13 protein-coding genes and 1 pseudogene are annotated in these 17,170 nt (G+C 53.9%); 7 read left to right on the plus strand and 7 right to left on the minus strand.

Going from position 1 to position 17,170, the window contains the following annotated elements; translation table 11 throughout:
• Positions 1-162: 162 nt before the first annotated feature.
• Positions 163-1,560: an L-cystine transporter gene (locus tag HHI26_RS03775; protein ID WP_133845327.1), complete on the plus strand. Its 1,398-nt coding sequence runs from the start codon at positions 163-165 to the stop codon at positions 1,558-1,560.
• 154 nt (positions 1,561-1,714) lie between these two features.
• Positions 1,715-3,835 (plus strand): annotated as a pseudogene (gene katE, locus HHI26_RS03780) (catalase HPII); the annotation flags it as partial.
• Between the two features lie 66 nt (positions 3,836-3,901).
• Here katE and osmE read toward each other — a convergent pair.
• Entirely contained in the window at positions 3,902-4,237 is a 336-nt protein-coding gene (gene osmE / locus HHI26_RS03785) for an osmotically-inducible lipoprotein OsmE (RefSeq protein WP_133845331.1), read from the minus strand.
• A 201-nt stretch (positions 4,238-4,438) separates the two neighbouring features.
• On the opposite strand from osmE, the gene HHI26_RS03790 reads away from it, so the two are divergent.
• The 4 genes from HHI26_RS03790 (at position 4,439) to cho (ending at position 8,112) form a co-directional block, all read left to right on the plus strand.
• Entirely contained in the window at positions 4,439-5,023 is a 585-nt protein-coding gene (locus HHI26_RS03790) for a TetR/AcrR family transcriptional regulator (protein WP_159337224.1), read from the plus strand.
• Entirely contained in the window at positions 5,020-6,210 is a 1,191-nt protein-coding gene (locus tag HHI26_RS03795; RefSeq protein ID WP_133845335.1) for a multidrug effflux MFS transporter, read from the plus strand. The genes HHI26_RS03790 and HHI26_RS03795 overlap by 4 nt, the downstream gene beginning before the upstream one ends.
• 115 nt (positions 6,211-6,325) lie before the next feature.
• On the plus strand, positions 6,326-7,153 hold the full coding sequence (gene nadE, locus HHI26_RS03800) for an ammonia-dependent NAD(+) synthetase (protein WP_133845336.1): 828 nt from the start codon (positions 6,326-6,328) through the stop codon (positions 7,151-7,153).
• 92 nt (positions 7,154-7,245) lie between these two features.
• Positions 7,246-8,112: an excinuclease Cho gene (gene cho / locus HHI26_RS03805; protein ID WP_133845338.1), complete on the plus strand. Its 867-nt coding sequence runs from the start codon at positions 7,246-7,248 to the stop codon at positions 8,110-8,112.
• 78 nt (positions 8,113-8,190) lie between these two features.
• On the opposite strand, the gene spy is transcribed toward cho, so the two are convergent.
• The 6 genes from spy to HHI26_RS03835 form a co-directional block, all read right to left on the minus strand.
• Positions 8,191-8,679: an ATP-independent periplasmic protein-refolding chaperone Spy gene (gene spy, locus HHI26_RS03810; RefSeq protein WP_159337225.1), complete on the minus strand. Its 489-nt coding sequence runs from the start codon at positions 8,677-8,679 to the stop codon at positions 8,191-8,193.
• A gap of 341 nt (positions 8,680-9,020) precedes the next feature.
• Positions 9,021-10,025, minus strand: coding sequence for a succinylglutamate desuccinylase (gene astE, locus HHI26_RS03815; protein ID WP_159337226.1), 1,005 nt, complete (start codon positions 10,023-10,025; stop codon positions 9,021-9,023).
• A 72-nt stretch (positions 10,026-10,097) separates the two neighbouring features.
• Entirely contained in the window at positions 10,098-11,426 is a 1,329-nt protein-coding gene (astB, locus tag HHI26_RS03820; RefSeq protein WP_171148626.1) for an N-succinylarginine dihydrolase, read from the minus strand.
• A complete protein-coding gene (gene astD / locus HHI26_RS03825; RefSeq protein ID WP_133845346.1) occupies positions 11,423-12,892 on the minus strand; it encodes a succinylglutamate-semialdehyde dehydrogenase in 1,470 nt (489 codons plus the stop codon). Before astD ends, astB begins: the two co-directional genes overlap by 4 nt.
• The gene (gene astA, locus HHI26_RS03830; RefSeq protein ID WP_133845348.1) at positions 12,889-13,923 is read right to left on the minus strand and encodes an arginine N-succinyltransferase; all 1,035 of its coding nucleotides are present in this window, start codon (positions 13,921-13,923) and stop codon (positions 12,889-12,891) included. The genes astD and astA overlap by 4 nt, the downstream gene beginning before the upstream one ends.
• Positions 13,920-15,140 carry a bifunctional succinylornithine transaminase/acetylornithine transaminase gene (locus tag HHI26_RS03835; RefSeq protein WP_171148627.1) on the minus strand — a complete coding sequence of 407 codons (1,221 nt, stop codon included), beginning with the start codon at positions 15,138-15,140 and terminating at the stop codon, positions 13,920-13,922. Before HHI26_RS03835 ends, astA begins: the two co-directional genes overlap by 4 nt.
• An 869-nt stretch (positions 15,141-16,009) precedes the next feature.
• Here HHI26_RS03835 and HHI26_RS03840 point away from each other — a divergent pair.
• Positions 16,010-17,077 carry a porin gene (locus HHI26_RS03840; RefSeq protein ID WP_159337228.1) on the plus strand — a complete coding sequence of 356 codons (1,068 nt, stop codon included), beginning with the start codon at positions 16,010-16,012 and terminating at the stop codon, positions 17,075-17,077.
• Positions 17,078-17,170: the final 93 nt, after the last annotated feature.

The raw sequence follows: 17,170 nt of genomic DNA on the forward strand, positions 1-17,170 counted from the left end.
TTCAAATAACACCGAAAAGTTATAAATAATTCCATCTGGATATAAGGCTGCACCATAAGTAGCTGATACCATTCCGCCACTGTTTTTACTTTCTGCGCGTCAAAAATTAATTGTCACCAGCATGGCGACATTGTAGTCCGTATTTATTGGGAGAAAATGGGAATGAACTTTCCGCTAATCATTAACCTTGTGGCGTTTGTCGCCCTGCTGCTGCTGGTAGCAAAAACCGGTCGCACAGGTTGGAGCCTGTCAAAGAAAGTGCTGTTCGGTCTGGTGATCGGGGTACTGTTCGGGCTGGCCCTTCACGCGATCTACGGCGAAAACAGCCCGATCATTAAAGAGTCGGTCAGCTGGTTTAACCTCGTCGGTAACGGCTATGTTCAGCTGTTACAAATGATTGTTATGCCGCTGGTATTTGCCTCTATCCTCAGCGCAGTTGCCCGTCTGCACAACGCGTCATCACTGGGTAAAATCAGCCTGCTGACGATTGGTGTTCTGCTGTTCACTACCGCGATTTCAGCGGCAGTCGGGATCTTTGTTACCTGGCTGTTTGGCCTGAATGCCAGTGGACTGGTGCAGGGTGTGCAGGAAAGTGCGCGTCTGGCTGCGATCCAAAATAATTACGTCGGCAAAGTTGCTGACCTCAGTGCGCCGCAGCTGTTGCTCTCTTTTGTTCCGAAGAATCCGTTTGCCGATCTGACCGGTGCCAATCCGACGTCAATTATCAGCGTGGTGATCTTCGCGGCCTTCCTCGGTGTTGCCGCGCTGCAACTGCTGAAGGATGATGCCGAAAAAGGTCAGCGTGTTCTGAAAGCCATCGATACGCTGCAAGCGTGGGTGATGAAGCTGGTCCGCCTGATTATGAAGCTGACGCCGTACGGCGTGCTGGCGCTGATGACCAAAGTCGTCGCCACATCCAACCTCAGCGACATTATTAAACTGGGTAGCTTCGTGCTGGCATCCTATCTTGGCCTGGCGATTATGTTCGCCGTGCACGCCCTGCTGCTGTCGGTTAACGGTGTAAATCCACTGCGCTTCTTCCGCAAAGTGTGGCCAGTGATTACCTTTGCCTTCACCAGCCGTTCCAGTGCCGCCACTATCCCGCTGAGCGTTGAGGCTCAAACCCGCCGTCTGGGTATTCCTGAATCCATCGCCAGCTTTGCCGCCTCATTCGGTGCCACTATCGGTCAGAACGGCTGTGCCGGTCTCTATCCGACCATGCTGGCAGTGATGGTTGCGCCAACCGTTGGCATCAACCCGTTCGAACCGATGTGGATTGCCACGTTGATAGGCATTGTCACCCTCAGTTCTGCGGGTGTGGCAGGCGTTGGCGGCGGTGCCACCTTTGCTGCTCTGATCGTACTGCCGGCGATGGGCCTGCCTGTCACCCTGGTCGCTTTGCTGATCTCCATCGAACCGCTGATCGATATGGGGCGTACTGCGCTGAACGTTAACGGCTCCATGACTGCCGGAACGCTGACCAGTCAGTGGCTGAAGCAAACGGATAAGAAGATTTTGAATACCGATGCGGATAACGAAGCCGAATTAGCTCACCGTTAATTGCCGTTTACGGGCCGGTATCCTGCCGGCCCTTTTTTATTTCCTGCCATCAATTTGACTTATCCCTCCATTTTGCAGGCGTATACCGCTCACTGTTCTATAGTTACTGGTACCCGAAAGCCCGTCACTGGAGCAGTGTATTATGTCAAAAAAAAACGAACGCCCGGATAGCGGCCACCTTTCCTCACCTGCCAACACTAAAGTTGATGCACTTGACCCCTTTCGCAAGAGCGGAAAAAATCAGCCCCTGACCACCAATCAGGGCACGCGGATCGCGGATGACCAGAATTCACTGCGCGCAGGGACTCGAGGCCCAACCCTGCTCGAAGACTTCATTCTGCGCGAAAAAATCACCCATTTTGACCATGAGCGAATTCCGGAAAGGGTTGTTCATGCGCGCGGTTCGGCTGCACATGGTTATTTCCAGCCCTACCGTGATATGAGTGATATCACTAAAGCCAGTTTTCTGACCTCACCTGATACTGTTACCCCCGTTTTTGTCCGTTTCTCAACGGTTCAGGGCGGTGCGGGTTCAGCCGATACCGTGCGCGATATTCGCGGTTTCGCCACCAAGTTTTATACCGATGAAGGTGTCTTCGACTTAGTGGGTAACAATACCCCGGTTTTCTTCATTCAGGATGCGCACAAATTCCCTGACTTTGTCCATGCAGTGAAGCCCGAACCGCATAATGAAATGCCGCAAGGCGGTAGCGCTCATGACAGTTTCTGGGATTATGTCTCGCTTCAGCCCGAGACCCTGCACAATGTTATGTGGGCAATGTCCGACCGTGGCATCCCGCGCAGCTATCGCACTATGGAAGGTTTTGGTATTCACACCTTCCGCTTTATCAATGCCGCAGGTCACGCCACCTTTGTGCGTTTTCACTGGAAACCGGTGGCAGGTAAAGCGTCACTGCTATGGGATGAATCCCAGAAACTCAGCGGCCGCGATCCGGATTTCCATCGTCGTGATCTGTGGGAGTCTATTGAGGCCGGTGATTTCCCTGAGTACGAACTGGGCGTACAGCTGGTAGAAGAGAGCGATGAGTTTGCTTTTGATTTTGATCTGCTGGATGCCACCAAGCTGATCCCTGAAGAACTGGTCCCCGTAGAGCTGATTGGCAAGATGGTACTGAACCGTAACCCGGATAACTTCTTCGCCGAAACTGAACAGGTCGCCTTCCATCCAGGCCATATCGTTCCTGGCATGGACTTCACCAATGACCCGTTGCTTCAGGGACGCCTTTTTTCTTACACCGATACGCAAATCAGTCGTCTTGGTGGGCCTAACTTCCACGAAATTCCCATCAATCGCCCGGTGTGTCCTTATCACAACTTTCAGCGTCAGGGTATGCATCGCATGGATATCGATACCAACCCGGCCAACTACGAACCTAACTCGATTAATGACAACTGGCCGAGGGAAACCCCTCCTGCGGCTCAGCGGGGTGGATTCGAAAGCTACCAGGAACGCATTGAGGGTCATAAAGTCCGTGAGCGCAGCCCCACATTTGATGAGCATTACTCTCAGCCACGGCTGTTCTGGCTCAGCCAGATGCCCGTAGAACAGCAGCACATTATTGAAGCCTTCTCCTTTGAATTAAGTAAGGTGAGCCGTAGTGCTATCCGCGAACGCGTGGTGGATCAGCTGACGCATATTGATATCTCTCTCGCCACCGGTGTGGCTGAACATCTGGGTGTGACGCTGTCCGATGAGCAGATGCAGACCGCCCCTCCTAAGGACATTAATGGTCTGAAAAAAGATGCCAGCCTGAGCCTTTATGCTGTTCCCAGCGGCAATATCAAAGGCCGGCAGGTTGCTCTGCTTGTCAGCGATGGCGTTGATGCTGCTGATACGCTGGCTATTTTTCTGGCACTTAAACAACATGGCGTACACGCAAAACTGCTGGCGGCGCACATGGGCGAGGTAACCGCCAGCGATGGTTCCTCACTTCCCGTGGATGGCACCTTTAGCGCGTTGCCCTCACTCGCTTTTGATGCTGTCATCGTTCCGGATGGCAATATCGATGCGCTGCTGCTGCGCGGCGATGCGTGCTATTTCCTTCTGGAGGCTTATAAACACCTGAAAGTGATCGGTCTGAGTGGAGATGCACGGCGCTTTGCGGCGCACTTTGGTCTGACTGACGACGAACAGGAGGAAGGCATTATTACGGAAAGCAAAGCGGAAGGTAAATTAATGAGCGATTTTGTAGCAGCACTGGCGATGCACCGCATCTGGTCACGCAGCCAGAAAGCATTAAGTGTTCCGGCATAAACGACAGAAGAAAACGCCGTATAAAAAAAGGCCACCGAAGTGGCCTCTTTTTATTCAGACAATCTGCTACTGATTAACCTGAGGATCGGTATCGTACTCTTTACAGCTCTGGAAGCCGTAGTTCATTACGCGACCGGTGTCAGCGTAGCTAACGAAGTAGGTTTGCTGCTTGCCGTCACGTTCACCCAACACATAGGTCTGGCACGTACCACGCGCATGTACCATCGTAATTTCGGTTGATGGTGGGCCGGCAATATCACGAACCTGCTGACGCGTCATACCTTTTTTCACATCCTGTACGACTGGTTTCGTCGCATAGCTTTCAGCGCGGTCGTAAGCTGTACAACCAGATAACACAGCCAGTGCTACTGCGGCACCTATCAATCCCGTCATTTTACGCATTTATTCTTCCTCGTGTCTTATCCGTGTAACGTTAAGCCTGGAATAGAAATACAGATTTTTCAACTTTTTGGCGTCAAATTATTATCAGTTACCTCCGTAGGGTGCTTATAATCTACAGATTGAGAATGAACATTCGCACTGACTATCCTGATCTGCGTCATCCGCGTTTACAGGACCGTTTTACCTGACAGTGGAGCACCAGTGAGCCTACAAACAGAAGCCCGTGATGCCCGCCATCGTCTGCGCCAGGATGAAATCATTATCGCCGCCCGTCGCTGTTTCCGTCAGCATGGTTTTCATGCCGCCAGTATGGCGCAACTGGCCACTGAAGCGCAGTTGAGTGTCGGCCAGATTTATCGTTATTTCACCAATAAAGATGCGATTATCCAGGAAATCGTGAAGCGAATTATTGACTCCCGTGTGCAGGAGATGCTCGCCACCAGCAGCAATATTCATCTGGCAAGGATGCTGGCATGGCGTGAAGCTCAGGATGAAGATGATGAAGCGCTGATGGTGGAAGTGGCTGCCGAAGCCACCCGTAACCCGCGCGTGGCACAAATGATAGCTGATGCTGATGAGCGCATGTTCAGCCATGCCTGTCAGAAAGTTGCCCGCCTGCATCCCGAATTCAGTGCCGAACGGGTTCGGGCCAGCGTCGAGATCCTCGCCGTGATGGTTGAAGGCACCTCTTATCGTCGGCTGACACCGCAAAAAGCCTCACCCGAGCGCCTCTACACCTTATATCAACACATTAACGACCTTCTTTTTAAATCAGAGGAATCATGACACCTGTACACCCCAAACGTCTTGGCTATGCCATCACGCTCGGACTGCTGGCGGCCCTGGGCCCGCTTTGCATCGACCTCTATCTGCCCGCTCTGCCAGAGTTGGCCACGGACCTGAACACCCCAACGGCCACTGCCCAGTTGAGCCTGACCGCCGGGTTGCTTGGCCTCGGTCTTGGGCAGCTGTTTTTTGGCCCCTTGAGTGATAAATATGGCCGCATTCGTCCTTTGCTGCTGTCACTGGTATTGCTGCTGGTGGCATCGATCGGCTGTGCGCTGGCGCAGGATATCCACCAGCTTCTGCTGGCACGCCTGTTTGAAGGATTGTCCGGCGCCGGCGGCGCGGTTCTGTCACGTGCTATCGCTCGCGATATGTATAGCGGGCACGAGTTAACCCGCTTCTTCGCCCTGTTGATGCTGGTGAACGGACTGGCCCCGATTGCCGCCCCGGTGATGGGTGGCGCACTGATGGCCTTCCTCGACTGGCGGGGCCTGTTTATGGTCATCGCACTCATCGCACTGCTGCTGTTTATTCTGGCACGTATCAAGCTGCATGAAACTCTGCCCCCGGAACGACGTAGCCAGGGCAGTATCTTCTCTGCGTGGGCCGCCTTAGGTCAGGTGGTCACTCATCGTCCGTTTATGGGATTCTGCCTGACTCAGGGCTTTATGATGTCCGGCATGTTCGCTTACATCGGCGCCTCCCCTTTCGTGTTGCAACAAATCTACCAACTGTCGCCGCAGGCCTTCAGTTTATGTTTTGCTGCGAACGGTGTCGGCCTGATAATTGCATCACAGGTCAGTGCCCGTCTCTGCCCGCTTTGGGGTGAATACCGGGTGCTGAAAGGTGGTCTGACACTGGCGTTTATCTCATCCAGTAGTTTGCTGCTGGCAGGTTTAAGCGGCGCGGCTCTGCCGCTGGTGCTGGTTGCGCTGTTCTTTAGCGTGGCCAGTAACGGGGTCATTTCCGTCACCGCGTCATCGCTGGCGATGCAAAGCCAGGGTCACCGGGCGGGCAGCGCCTCAGCGGTGATTGGCGTCACCATGTTTACCCTGGGCGGCATCAGCGTGCCGGTAACTGGCATTGGCGGCACATCGGTACTGACCATGACCGCCACCATATTCGGTTGCTATATGCTGGCCATATTGATGTTTACCCTGCTGGCAGTGAAACCGAAAAACGCCTGATATATCAGCGTGTGGCGCGAATAAGTATTTGTTGTTTCGCGCCATGCAGGTTAGCTTTAACAGACAAAAATGCATCTGGCCGCCGTCTGTCGGCGCTGAATCTGAGGAGAGGTCAATGGCTTTGCAACAGGACATTATCAAGGCGCTGGGCGTCAAACCCACTATTGATGCCCGTGAAGAAGTTCGCACCAGCGTAGAGTTTCTCAAGTCGTATCTGAAAACCTATCCGTTCCTGAAAACGCTCGTGCTGGGGATCAGCGGCGGTCAGGACTCTACGTTAACCGGAAAACTGTGCCAGACCGCCATCAACGAACTGCGTGACGAAACCGGCGATACGACTTACCAGTTTATCGCCGTACGTCTGCCGCACGGCATTCAGGCTGACGAGCAAGATTGCCAGGATGCGATTACGTTTATCCAGCCAGACCGCGTACTGACAGTTAACATCAAGGCGGCGGTGCAGGCCAGCGAGCAGGCACTGCGCGAGGCAGGTATTACGCTGTCTGATTTTATTCGTGGTAATGAGAAAGCCCGTGAGCGTATGAAAGCTCAGTACAGCATCGCGGGTATGACAGCAGGTGTGGTGGTCGGTACCGATCATGCTGCCGAAGCGGTCACTGGATTTTTCACCAAGTATGGCGATGGCGGTACGGACATTAACCCGATTTTCCGTCTCAACAAAGGCCAGGGAAAACAGCTATTGAAAGCGCTGGGTTGCCCGGAACATCTCTATCTGAAACAGCCTACGGCCGACCTGGAAGATGACCGTCCAGGTTTGCAGGATGAAGTCGCGCTGGGCGTGACCTATGAGATGATCGATCGTTATCTTCAAGGCGAAACGATCGATGCCAGCGCGGCGAAAACCATTGAAAGCTGGTATCTGAAAACGGAGCATAAACGTCGCCCACCGATTACCGTCTTCGACGATTTCTGGAAGAAATAACCCTCAGCGGGGCGGCATCCTGCCACCCCGCTGCTTTTTCATCCCTGCATTCACTGCTACACTGTACAAGTAACCAGTAAGTGGAGTCGTGAGTGACAAAAAAAATAGCCAGCCGTCGCCCTGTTTTCGAGGCAGAAACCCTCTACCAATACCCCGAGCAACTCCGTCCGTGGCTTTCCAGTCTCCCCGCCCTGCCCGGTGTGTATACCTTCCACGGCGAAAGCGACAGACTGCCGCTCTATATCGGCAAAAGTGTCAATATCCGCAGCCGCGTGCTGTCGCACCTGCGCACCCCAGCCGAGGCAAGAATGCTGTATCAGGCCAGGCGCATCAGTTTTATTCCTACTGCCGGAGAGATGGGCGCTCTGTTGCTGGAAGCACAGATGATCAAGCTACAGCAACCGCTGTTTAATAAGCGCCTGCGCAAAAACCGCCAGCTCTGCGCACTGCAAATCCGTGAGGGTCGGCCCGACGTAGTCTATGCCAAAGAGGTCGATTTTTCCCATACATCGAATCTGTTTGGTCTGTATGCACATCGCCGCGCTGCGCTGGCTACGCTGCAGAAGATCGCCGATGAACAACAGCTCTGTTACGGCCTGCTGGGTCTGGAGCCGTTAAGCAAAGGACGAGCCTGCTTTCGTTTTGCCCTGAAGCGCTGTGCAGGTGCCTGCTGCGGTAAAGAGCCACCCGAGGAACATCAGCAGCGTTTACTGGCCGCGCTGGAAGCCGTACGGCTTCAGTGCTGGCCATGGCCTGGCGCAGTGGCGGTGATTGAAGAGGGAGAGATGCAAAAGCAGATACATGTGATCAATAACTGGCTGTATCTGGGATCGGTCAGCGAACTGGAAGACGCCGTCGCACTGTGCAAAACGCCGCCAGGATTTGACAGCGATGGCTACAAAATCCTTTGCAAACCGCTGCTCTCGGGCAAACTGCCCGTGATCCCCCTGCCCCTGTAAACAAAACCGCCGACGCTGACCACCGCCATTCAGGCAAGGTGGGCAACGTCGGCGGTCTCCAATCTATGTCAGCGAGGTTTAGTCGTCTGCAGGAAGCATTTTACCTTCATGCTGTGGTTTTTCTGTCAGACGTTTCTCAAAATTCTGATTAAACTGTTTTTTCTGCTCAGGAGTCAGCACGTTATACAGTTTGTTCTGCGTTTCCAGCATCGACAGTGCGCGCGCTTTGCCGTTCGCCGACATCTCCGTTGCCTGGGCTTCCGCTTTAGTCCGGTCGAAGCTGTCTGCTGCGATAATGCTGTGTATCGCACGACGCTCTTCCAGGGAAGGACGCTTCATCTCTTTGTGCGACTCTTTCATAATGGTGCGCATCTGTTGTTTCTGCGCATCCGTCAAATTCAGCCCCTTGAACATTTCATGCATACCGCCATGGCGTGGTGGCTTATGCATCATCGGTTTTTCAGCGCCCGCTGGCGGGGGGGTTAAGGTATCCGCTGCGGCATGAACGATACCAGCAGTACCCAAGGCCAGCGTAGCGGCTACAACGAAAGAAGATAATTTACGCATAATATTGTCCTTATATTTCAGTCTGTGGCAATTCAGTTGTCGTGATGTCGAAAGCAAGTTTACGACGCTGAACGTCAAGTACTCAGAGGCAGAGTAAAGCCGTGAAAGCATAAAAGACAATCTATCGCCAATCATGGAGACAATGCGAAGGATTCGGTGAGGAATTGCAAAAGAGTATGAATTTACGGGGATTTATGCAGAGATTATGGAGAAGTGTAATACGGAAGGCAGAATAGCGGAAGGAAAAAGTTAGCGTCTTTACCTGTTACTGTGCAATGAACCACACCAGCAGAGCGCAATAAAAGTGCGACCGTGGTCCGGCCGCATTCTACCGCATTCCCTTAGGGTAACGTCGATCCCAGCGCCTCGTTATGCGCACTGTCTTCCACCAGCATCAGCCCGGCACGTAAGCCCGTGGCGACAGCAGGGTTCGGGAACAGAACAAATTCCTGCGCCTGCTGGACGTAATAGCGCTTATCGCCATCTTCCGCCAACAGCGCCCCCTGCGGGAAAGCGGTGAAGTTCAGCGTCTCAGGACTCATATGTAATACAAATTTTTCGGAAAGCCGGGTAATTTGCTGTGACACGCGATAGCGGCGTGGCGGCTCTGCCACCTCAGGTAATGCGCCGCCGCTGATCAATGCGTGCAGCGCCTGCGCAGAAGCCGCAAACTGGCTCAGATCGTTCTCACCGAAGGGTAACGCTTTACCCAGTTCCAGCGTACAGCTGGCAGCCTGGAAATGCTGATTACTGTAATGCGTAAACGTCCCGCCCGGTGCCCGGTGAAACACCAGTGCATCCAGTCCGGCAGCGGCCAGCCAGTCCATAAAGGTTTCAGGCCACGGCGTCTCACGCAGCGGCATCACACCGAAACGGGTGTGATACGAACCACGGATGGCCGTGTGCATGTCGATATGCCAGCGCACCTCTTCATATTCACCCGCCTGCCAGAAGTTTTCCATTGCCTGCTCCAGCCGCCAGGCACGACGCGCTTCGGGGCAATCCTCATACTGCTGCCAGCGGCCGCCAAACATGCGGTTCATGTCGCCGTGCAGATAACGCTTATTCTGGCGCAGCGCAGCCGGATTGCCGTAAATCACCAGCAAGCGGGTTAACAGCGGCTGCTCACCGCGCAACAGCGGCTCGAGAAGCTGCTCGAGGATCTCTACGGGGGCCGTTTCATTACCATGAATGCCCGCGGAGACCACCAGCGCCATCGACACCGTCTCATTCGGCGTCAGTTCAAGAATACCCACGTCAATCCAGCGCCAGCTCAGATGCGCATTCTGCCCTTCCGAATGCGCAGGGCTGTGCCCGTTGAGGGTTAATGTGAGGAAATCCTGCATCGATACTCCTTAGAATAATCGCCGTTCAGCCCTGACAGGCCGGAGAAGATCTCCGGCCCTGCGATCATCGCTTTACTGCTGAAAACGGTACACATTGCCTAAGTTTAGCAGCTTCGTCAGCTCTTCGAGTGCTTCGCGTCCTTCGCGCAGCAAATGAGGGTCGGCAAGGTCAGCCTGCGACAGCCGATCGCGGTAGTGACGCTCCACCCAGGCATTGAGGGTCGCGAATAACCGATCGTTCATCATGACCGCCGGATTAACTGCCGCCTGCTGCTGTGCATTCAGCACCACACGCAGTCGCAAACAGGCCGGGCCGCCGCCGTTGCACATACTTTCACGCAGGTCGAACACCTTCAGTTCATCAATCACGCCGCCGCTGGCCGCCAGCTCCGTCAGATATGACCAGACGCCGGCCTGACGCCGTGCTTCATCAGGCAGCACCAGTAACATCTTGCCATCGTCCTTACTTAACAGCTGGCTGTTAAACAGATAGGTTGCCACCGCATCCGCCACACTGACGCGCTCGTCAGGCACTTCAATCGCGATAAATCCTGGTATTTTTTCGGCCAGTTCAGCCAGCAGCTGCGGCTGGTGTAAGAACGCCTGCTGATGGCAAAACAGCGCGTGCTGGTTGCTGACCGCAATCACGTCGTTATGAAACACGCCCTGATCGATCACCGCCGGATTCTGCTGGGCAAACACCGTGCGCGCCGCATCAAGCTGATGCAGGCGGCTTACCGCTTCGCTGGCTTCACGCGTCTGACGCGCCGGGTAGCGCGTTGGAGCCTCGCCACCGTTCAGCTCGGCACGACCATAGACAAACATCTGCACACCGGCCTCACCATAACCCCGGCTAAAGCGGTTATGATTTGCCGCCCCTTCGTCACCGAACATTGCCACCTGAGGTAAAGCATCGTGCACGCTGAAGTGCTCAGGATCGCGGAAGATAGCCCGCAGCAGCGCGCCTGTCGTTGGCGCTTCCATGGCGCGGTGGAATTTATTATTCAGGTTCGCCACGGTGAGGTGCACGCGACCATCGGCGCTGTCGGCTGATGGCGAAACCGTGACAGCATTAGCCACCCACATCGCTGAGGCGGAACTGGCGGCAGACAGCAGGGCCGGATTCTGTTTGGCCGCCTGCGCCAGCACCTGTTCATCGCTGCCGCTGAAGCCAATCTGGCGCAACGCCGCAATATTGGGGCGCTCATGCGGTGGGATCACGCCCTGGGCAAAGCCCATATCGGCCAGGGCTTTCATCTTCATCAACCCCTGCAACGCCGCCAACTTCGGGTTGGAGACCTGGTGCTGATAACGCGTTGAGGCCTCATTACCAAACGACAGTCCCGCGTAATGATGCGTCAGACCCGGTAAACCATCGAAATTCACTTCACGGGCGCTCATGGCGTTTCTCCCTGTGCACTAAAATCCAGACCCGGTGACAGGCTGGCGGGCAGCGTTAAGTCAGGCGATTCCAGTGACGCCATCGGCCATGCGCAGTAATCCGCAGCATACCAGGCGCTGGCACGATGGTTACCTGAGGCACCCACTCCGCCAAACGGTGCTGTACTCGCCGCCCCGGTCAGCGGTTTGTTCCAGTTCACAATCCCTGCGCGTGCTTCGATCAGCAGGCGTTCAAATTTGTCGCGCTGGGGCGAAATCAACCCGCATGCCAGCCCGTAGCGGGTGTGATTAGCGAGTCGGATTGCGCGGTCAAAATCGTCATAGCGAATCACCGCCAGCAGCGGACCAAAGACTTCTTCATCCGGCAAATTTTGCAGCCCGGTCACATCAATAATGCCCGGTGTCAGAATGGCACTGCTGCGATCCGGCCACTGCATCGGCAGCAACACCCTGCCCCCAGCATCAATACGTGCCTGCCACTCGCTGAAGATCTTCTCTGCCGCCGGGATTGAGATCACACTGCCCATAAAAGGCTGAGGCTCATCGTTCCAGCGACCGGTACGAATTTTTGCCGCCACCGCCACCAGACGGTCGAGGAACGCATCCCCGGCGGCGCCACGTTTCACCAGCAGACGACGTGCGCAGGTACAGCGCTGTCCGGCACTGATAAAGGCCGACTGAATGGCAATATGCACAGCGGCATCGATATCATCGGGATCTTCAACGATCAACGGGTTATTGCCGCCCATCTCCAGCGCCAGCATTTTTTCCGGCTGTCCGGCCAGCTGGCGGTGCAGCTGATAACCGGTTGCAGCGCTGCCGGTAAACAGGACACCGTCCACCTGAGGTTCCTGCGCCAGCGCCTGTCCGGTCTCTCGGCCGCCCTGCACCAGATTAAACACGCCGCCCGGCAGCCCGGCACTCAGCCATAATTTTCCCGTCAGCTCAGCCGTCATCGGTGTCAGCTCGCTGGGTTTGAATACCACGCAGTTGCCCGCCAGCAAGGCGGGAACGATATGACCATTGGGCAGATGACCCGGGAAGTTATACGGGCCAAAGACCGCCATCACCCCGTGCGGACGGTGGCGCAGCGAACTTTCGCCTTCCGCCTGTTCACCGGTGCGGGCATGCCAGGCGCGCAGCGAAATCGCCACTTTATTGATCATCGCCTGCACTTCTGTCTGCGTTTCCCAGCGCGGTTTTCCGGTTTCACGCGAGATGGTTTCACTCAGTTCAACTTTGTTTTTTTCCAGCAACACGGCAAATTTCTCCGCGATGGCCTGGCGCTCAGAGAACGGGCGGCGTGCCCAGGCCGGAAAAGCGGCACGTGCCGCTTCACAGGCCGAGGTCACCTGTGCGGCCGTTGCGGCTTTACCCTGCCATAACAGTTCACCGCTGACCGGATCGATTTTACTGACGTTATCACCACCACCGGTCAGCCACTGACCATTAATACAGTGCGTCATGCTTTTTTCTCCTCACGACTAAGGGTAACCACCCGCAGGTTATCACCCGGCTGGCACCCTAAAATGTCGGCCTGAGCGGCCGTAATACGGATGGTGTCACCCTGCGGATCGGCAGGCAGCAACATCACACGGAACTGTTGATAGTTTTCATTGGACACCAGGCACAGCGGCAGCGCGTCATCTTGCTCCTCACTGAACAAAGCCGTCTGCAAACGGCTTTTTCGGATCGCGCGGACGCGATCAATGTCGCACTCCAGCGTCGGGCCGCCGTCGAAAATATCGACGTAATTCTGGAAGTGAAAACCTTCGGCTTCCAGCACGGCACGCGCAGGCGCAGTATGCGGATGGACCTGCCCAATCACGGACTTCGCCTCATCCGACAGGTAATCGATATACAGCGGATGCTTCGGCATCAGCTCGGCAATAAAGGCTTTTTGCCCGGTGCCGCACAGATAGTCAGCATCGGAAAATGACATCGAGAAGAAGCGACTGCCCACGCTGTCCCAGAAGGGCGATTGCCCCTGTTCATCAATCACACCCCGCATTTCGGCCACCACTTTCTGCATAAAGTGCTGGCGGAATCCGGCCATAAACAGAAAGCGTGATTTTGATAGCAGATAGCCGTTTTTCCCGTTTCGGTAATCCGGGTCAAGAAACAGTGTGCACAGTTCGCTGCTGCCCGTGTGGTCGTTGCTTAACGACAGCGTGGGCAACATATTGTAAACATTCAGCTCTTTCGAGGCGTGCACCTGAGTACCGACGCGAAAGTTGTACCACGGGTCCTGCAGACCCACCGCCACTTCAATGGCGCAGATACCCACGGCCTTTTTGCTCTCACTGTCTGCCAGTACAAATACGTATCCCTGTTCTGCACGCGGCAGTTTTCCCTGCCAGGTTAAAAGTGAACGATCGATACGTGCTGATAGCGTGTCACTGTCAGCAGGCAGCGAGGTCAACCCCCCGCCGGTTTTCCCGGCGAGGTACATTAACTGCGCCAGATCGTCTCGTTCAACGGGACGAATATACATCATGCGCGGGCTCCTTCAGTGACGGCGAGGCAGGCACGTTCAAAGCGCGCCAGCCCCTCCTCAACTTCCTGCCGGGTGATGATCAGCGACGGAGCAAAACGCACCACGCTGGCACCCGCGATTAACACCATCAACCCTTCACGGGCGGCAGCCTGATTAATCAGTTTCGCCTTGCCGCTATAGTCCTGATTAAGCACACAGCCAATTAACAGCCCCAGTCCGCGGATTTCACTGAACAGCTGCAAGCGCTGGTTGATGGCATTCAGTCCGTCAACAAACCACCGATGGCGTTCTGCCACGCCTGCCAGCACTTCCGGGCGATTGATCAGTTCCATCACCTTGCCACCCACTGCGCCTGCCAATGGATTGCCGCCGTAGGTGGTGCCATGACTGCCCACATTCAGGTGCTCAGCCAGGGTTTCCGTCGTCAGCATCGCGCCAATCGGGAAGCCGCCACCCAGTGCTTTCGCGGTGCTCAGCACATCCGGTGTGACGCCATAATGCATATAGGCATACAGCGATCCGGTTCGGCCCACCCCGGTCTGGACTTCATCGAAAATCAGCAGCGCACCGTGTTTATCACACAGTTCGCGCAGACCACGCAGGAAGGCCGGCTCGGCCGGAACCACACCGCCCTCACCCTGAATCGGCTCGACAATCACTGCACAGGTCTGGTCGTTAATCAACGCAGCAGCCGATGCCAGATCGTTGTACACCGCGTGCTGAATGCCCTGCGGCAGCGGTGCAAAATCTTTCGAGTAGGCCGGCTGGCCCCCCGCGGAAACCGTAAACAGCGTGCGCCCATGAAACGCATTGTTAAATGCCACAATACCGCTTTTCTGCGAGTGGCCATGATCCATCGCCACCTTACGCGCCAGCTTCAGTGCCGCTTCATTCGCTTCCGCACCGGAGTTACAAAAGAACGCCCTGTCGGCAAACGTGGCATCAATAAGCTGTTTGGCCAGCCGCAGAATGGGTTCATTGGTGTAACCATTCCCGGTATGCCACAACAGTGCTGCCTGCTGCTGTAACGCAAGCTGCAAGTCGGGATGCGCATGGCCGAGGGCATTGACCGCAATACCGCCGGCAAAGTCGATATATAACTTCCCTTCCTGATCCCACAGCGTCGAACCTTCTGCTTTTACCGGAACAAAGCTGGCCGGGGCATAGGTGGGAACAATCCATTGATCGAAGTTTTCACGGGTCACTGACGGTTGCATATCGGCCTCGTTTTGCACATTCCCCGCCTCAGGCAGGGTGAATTAAAAGTTTAAAAAATGTTAATGAGATGATTCATTGCAGCTCTACTGTAGATTGCACGCCGCGTGCCATCCAGAGAAAAAAATGCATAAACCGTTCTCAACCACCAAATATCAATGAGTTACATCATTATCCTATTCATTGTTAATGCATAGAAAGTGAATAACAATCTGAACAACCTGCCTTTACAGCACAATAAAAAGCAGAATTATGCAGTGGTAAAATAAAATATCGAATGTGTGATCAATGCCGGGATTTGGTTTTAAAAAGAGTCAGTTAACGCCCCAAAAGACGTCAACCGCACCAAAATGGCGCGCAGTGAGGGTGCATAACAGTAAAAGAAGCGGTTGAGTGGAGTTTCATTCCCCTGCTGATAATCCCCTCTTTTATTATTATGGTTGAAAGTTATTTCACAGCGGATAATAGTCTTTATTTACATATGGACATTTCATGTTAATGAAAATGAATTCCTGTAATTAAACTATGGAAAAAACATGAAAAACAAACGTTCAAAAAATAAGCCAATGCAATTTTTAATATAAGATAAAATTATCCAGGCATAAAGAAACCCTATAGTTAAAATAACTGTAAGCTATTGAGTTAAAATAAAATAAATTAAATAAGTCATACACAGAGCGAGAGTGTCCGTATAAAATACAGACAGAATTAAAAATGAAAATGCATTGCACTGGTTTTCATTTATCTGGGCTAAAAGCTGATATTACATTTTGTTACCAATATTTATTTTTTATGACACACTTACCTGTGTCATTTTTCATTCCGCACGATTTGACAAAACATTATAAATTTAAAGAACAGGGATTATTTAATGATGAAGCATTCTTTTCTGGCTTTAACGGTATCTGCATTACTGGCTTCCACTGCGGCCCAGGCTGCCGAAATCTACAATAAAGATGGCAATAAACTGGACCTGAACGGCAAGATCAACGTCGGGCACCTGTTCTCGGATGACATCAATAACGATGGTGACGTGTCTTATGCGCGCTTCGGTTTCAAAGGTGAAACCAAGATCAGCGATGAGTTAACGGGTTATGGGCAATGGCAGTACAACTTCCAGCTGAACAAATCTGAAGGGTCGGATGCATTAAGCGGCGATAAAACCCGCCTTGGTTTCGCCGGCCTGAAGTACGGTAAATGGGGTTCATTCGACTACGGTCGTAACTATGGCCTGGTGTACGATGCGCTGGCCTGGACCGATATGCTGCCTAAATTCGGCGGTGATTCCGGTTATGCCGATGTGTTCCTCTCAACCCGTGCTACCGGTGTCGCGACCTGGCGTAATACGAATTTCTTCGGTCTGGTCGACGGTCTGAACGTTGCGGTACAGTACCAGGGTAAAAATGAACGTACCGACGGCAACGCCGTGCGTCGTTCAAATGGCGATGGTTACGCCACATCGGTCAGTTGGACGGCCGATTCTGGTTTCGGCATTGTCGGCAGCTATGCCAACCTGGGCCGTACCGGAACACAAAACAATGCCACCTTCGGTAAAGGTGATCGCGCAGAGCACTGGGCAACGGCAATCAAATATGATGCTAACCAGATTTACCTAGCCGCGATGTACGGTAACACGCACAACGCCACGCCAATTACGGGTGGCTTTGCCAACAAGGCGGTGAATTTTGAAGCTATCGCCCAGTATCAGTTCCTGAATGGTTTCCGCCCTTCTCTGGCGTATGTCAGCTCACGTGGTAAAGACATTGAGAACGTGGGTGATGCCGATATCGTTAAATATGCCTCTGCGGGTGCGAACTACTACTTCAACAAAAACTTCCTGGTCTATGCCGAGTACAAATTCAATCTGCTGAAGGATAACAATCCGTTAGCGCTGGCGGATGATGATGTGGCGGGTGTGGGTCTGAACTATCAGTTCTGATGGGGAAATCGGACCAAAACAGGCAGGGTTTAACACTGACAGCGGGCACGCTCTTGCGGTGATGAAGCCAGTTTGAGGTAAGCCGGACGTCAC

The sequence above is a fragment of the Erwinia sp. JH02 genome (assembly GCF_013074405.1).
Lineage (GTDB): Bacteria > Pseudomonadota > Gammaproteobacteria > Enterobacterales > Enterobacteriaceae > Erwinia > Erwinia rhapontici.